Source organism: Trichococcus sp., assembly GCF_049589555.1.
In the GTDB taxonomy this organism is placed as follows: Bacteria; Bacillota; Bacilli; order Lactobacillales; family Aerococcaceae; genus Trichococcus.
Genome location: NZ_JBAWAZ010000294.1, coordinates 1 through 3,256, shown reverse-complemented (window position 1 = coordinate 3,256; position 3,256 = coordinate 1). Strand labels below are relative to the sequence as shown.

General features: G+C 45.4%; 2 protein-coding genes. One reads left to right on the top strand and one right to left on the bottom strand.

Annotated elements, in window-relative coordinates; translation table 11 throughout:
- Positions 1 to 38 precede the first annotated feature (38 nt).
- Positions 39 to 1,559, bottom strand: a complete 1,521-nt coding sequence (gene zwf, locus WBV27_RS10470; protein WP_424201853.1) for a glucose-6-phosphate dehydrogenase — start codon at positions 1,557 to 1,559, stop codon at positions 39 to 41.
- Positions 1,560 to 1,825: 266 nt separating this feature from the next.
- Between zwf and WBV27_RS10465 the strand changes: the two genes are divergently transcribed.
- Positions 1,826 to 3,142 (top strand): DEAD/DEAH box helicase, encoded by a 1,317-nt coding sequence (locus WBV27_RS10465; protein ID WP_424201851.1) that lies wholly within the window; start codon positions 1,826 to 1,828, stop codon positions 3,140 to 3,142.
- Positions 3,143 to 3,256 lie beyond the last annotated feature (114 nt).

Below are 3,256 nucleotides of genomic sequence, written 5' to 3'. Positions count from 1 at the left end.
GGACAAAAGCGAAACGACGCTTTTGTCCGGCCTTAAGTTTATTCGTTTTTCTGTTTTTGTTTGTAACTTTGACTCCAATTGAATTCAGTCCAGCTGAATTCGTCCTGCTCAAGCAAAGCGTCACTTTCTTTTGGTCCCATCGAGTGGCTCTCATACGCGAAAAGGGTATCCGTGCAATCTTCTTGGGCATCCCAAACTTTGCGGATCTCATCAACGAAGTGCCAAGATTGTGCGACTTCATCCCAGTGGGAAAAGTTTGTCGGATCGCCGTTCAGGCAATCCAATAAGAGGCGTTCATAAGCTTCAGGGCTGTTTGCCTGCGTCTCCTCATCGTAGATGTGGTGCATACGGATGTTCTTCATCTCGGTACCTTGACCGACGCGTTTGGCGTTCAGACGTAAGGAGAAGCCTTCCAGCGGTGAAACATGGATGGTCAGAACATTCGGTTCAGCGATTTCGTCGACGCCTTCTGTAGGGAAGATATTCATCGATACATGTTTGAACTGGATATGGATGTATGTTTCTTTTGAAGCCATTTGTTTACCGGTCCGGATGTAGAAGGGAACGCCTTTCCAACGGAAATTATCGACTAGTATTTTGCCGGCCACAAAGGTTTCTGTTGATGAAGCAGGATTGACGTTAGGTTCCTCCCGATATGCTTGCAAAGCTTTGGTAGGGTTTCCGGCATACTGGGCCCGGATAAAGTTGCGGTTGACCTCTTCCGGCGTGTTGTACAGACGCAGGGAACGAAGAGCCTTAATTTTCTCGGAACGGACATCTTCGCCTTGCAAGGACAGTGGTGGTTCCATAACCAACAAGGCAACAATCTGAAGGATATGATTTTGCACCATATCGCGCAAAGCACCATTGTTGTCGTAATAAGCGCCGCGTTCTTCCACGCCCACAGTTTCGGAGAGGGTGATCTGAACATTGTCGATGTACTTGTTGTTCCACAGCGATTCGAAAATCATATTGGAAAAACGGACGGCTGAGATGTTCTGCACCATTTCTTTGCCCAAATAATGATCGATACGGAAGATTTGGTTCTCGTCAAACGATTTGCGCAGCTTAGTGTTCAGTGCATCCGCGGATTCGAAATCGCGCCCGAATGGCTTCTCAATAATCAAACGGTTGAATCCGTCTACTGTGATCAATTTTTGTTCTTTCAGTTTTTCAGCAATGATGCCGAAAAACTCCGGAGACATCGCCAGATAGAAAATGCGGTTCCCTGACAGCGAATACTTGGCATCCAAGGATTCGGACAAGCCCTTCAATTTGACGTAGTGTTCCGAGTCGTTGACGTTGTGGGCGATGTAATAGAAATGGGCTGCAAAAGAAAGCGCATCTTCCTTATCCTCAGTCAAATCTTTGATGGAATCCAAGACCACTTCACGGAAATATTCATCAGTCCAGTCTCGTCTCGCTGTTCCGATAACGGCAAAATTATCTTTGATGAATCCTTTTTTGTATAAGCGAAATAATGATGGATACAGTTTGCGGTGAGCCAAATCACCAGTTGCTCCGAAAATAGTGAACAGAGCAGTATTTTGGGTAATCATTACATGCCCCCCCTTTTTATTATGATTAGATTCTATTCATTATATCATTATACTATTATCATTTACGGTTGGCAATGAAAGAAAGCGTCTGTTTTCACGATGACGCTATCGTTGACGGGCTACTTTCGGTTGCGTGTGTAAATATATTGCGAATAAATTTACGTGCTTGATTTTCAAATTCTTATCTGAAATTAAGGTTTAAACCTTGCGCGTGTGTTATAATGGTAAGGCATAAAATACGCAGAAGAAAAACAAGAGGTGTAAACGTGGAATTTAAAGACTTTCAATTGAAGCCATTTTTGCTGGAGGCAATCAGCAAATTGAATTTCAAAGAACCGACCGATATCCAAAAACAAATTATCCCGATCATTCGAACCGGCAAGAGCGTGATTGGCCAATCGCAGACAGGAACAGGGAAAAGCCATAGCTTCTTGCTGCCCTTGATCGATGCAATCGACCCATCAAAAAATGAAGTCCAAGTTGTCATCACTTCACCTAGCCGTGAGTTAGCTGAACAACTGTATCAGACAGCCAGCCAACTGGTCTCAAACGCGCCCGAAGAAATCCGTATCGTCAGCTACGTAGGTGGCACAGACAAAAAACGTCAAATGTCGAAACTAGTCAACAACCAACCGCATATCGTAATCGGGACTCCCGGCAGGATCCTTGACCTGATAAATGAGCAATCACTGAAGATCCATACCGCATCCAAAATGGTCATTGACGAAGCGGATATGACACTGGATCTGGGCTTCCTGCATGATGTCGATCAGATTGCCGGCCGTTTGCCGGAGAAACTCCAGATGCTGGTATTCTCCGCTACGATCCCAGAGAAACTGAAGGGTTTCTTGAAGAAATACGTCGAAAACCCTGTCGTTGTCCAGTTGAAACCGGAACATATCATTGCACCGGCAATCGATAATCTGTTGTTGTCCACTAAAGGACAAGCAAAAATTGATGTTCTGTATCAAGTGTTGACAATGGGAGAACCGTATCTGGCATTGATTTTTGCCAATACAAAACAAAATGCCGAGGAAATCGCTGATGGACTGAGACAACGTGGCATTCAGCCAGCGGTCTTGCATGGCGATGTGCCGGCTCGCGAACGCAAACGCATCATGAGAAGAGTCCATAATCTGGAGTACCAATTCATGGTGGCTACCGATTTGGCGGCACGCGGCATCGATATCGAAGGCGTTTCACACGTCATCAACTATGAATTACCGAAGGACATGGAATTCTTCGTACACCGTACGGGCAGAACGGGACGCAGCAACTTAAAAGGAACTGCGATCACTTTGTACGCACCAGGTGAGGAAAAGGCAATCGACGATCTGGAGAAGTACGGTGTTGTTTTCAAACCGGTAGCTATCGAAAAAGATCAACTTGTCGAAACTTACGAAAGAAAACGCCGTGAGATGAGAAACGCTCCGAGTCAATTGGAACCCGATCACCGCATCCGCGGAATGGTAAACAAGGCTAAGAAACAAGTGAAGCCTGGCTACAAACGTAAATTGAAAGAAAATATCGCCAGCCAACAAAAACGCAAAAGAAGAGCAAGCAAAACCCGCAACCACGGGTAAAAGATAAGAAAAGCTGAACGGGTTCGTTCAGCCCTGAAAGAAATTTAGGAAATCGTGCCATGCAACGTTCCCTACGGTCACCTTGTACTGGGACTCTAAGGGATGAATCCCTAA

Bases quoted from the DNA above. Each gene is read 5' to 3' on its own strand.
- zwf (WP_424201853.1), bottom strand. From the start codon at position 1,559: ATGATTACCCAAAATACTGCTCTGTTCACTATTTTCGGAGCAACTGGT.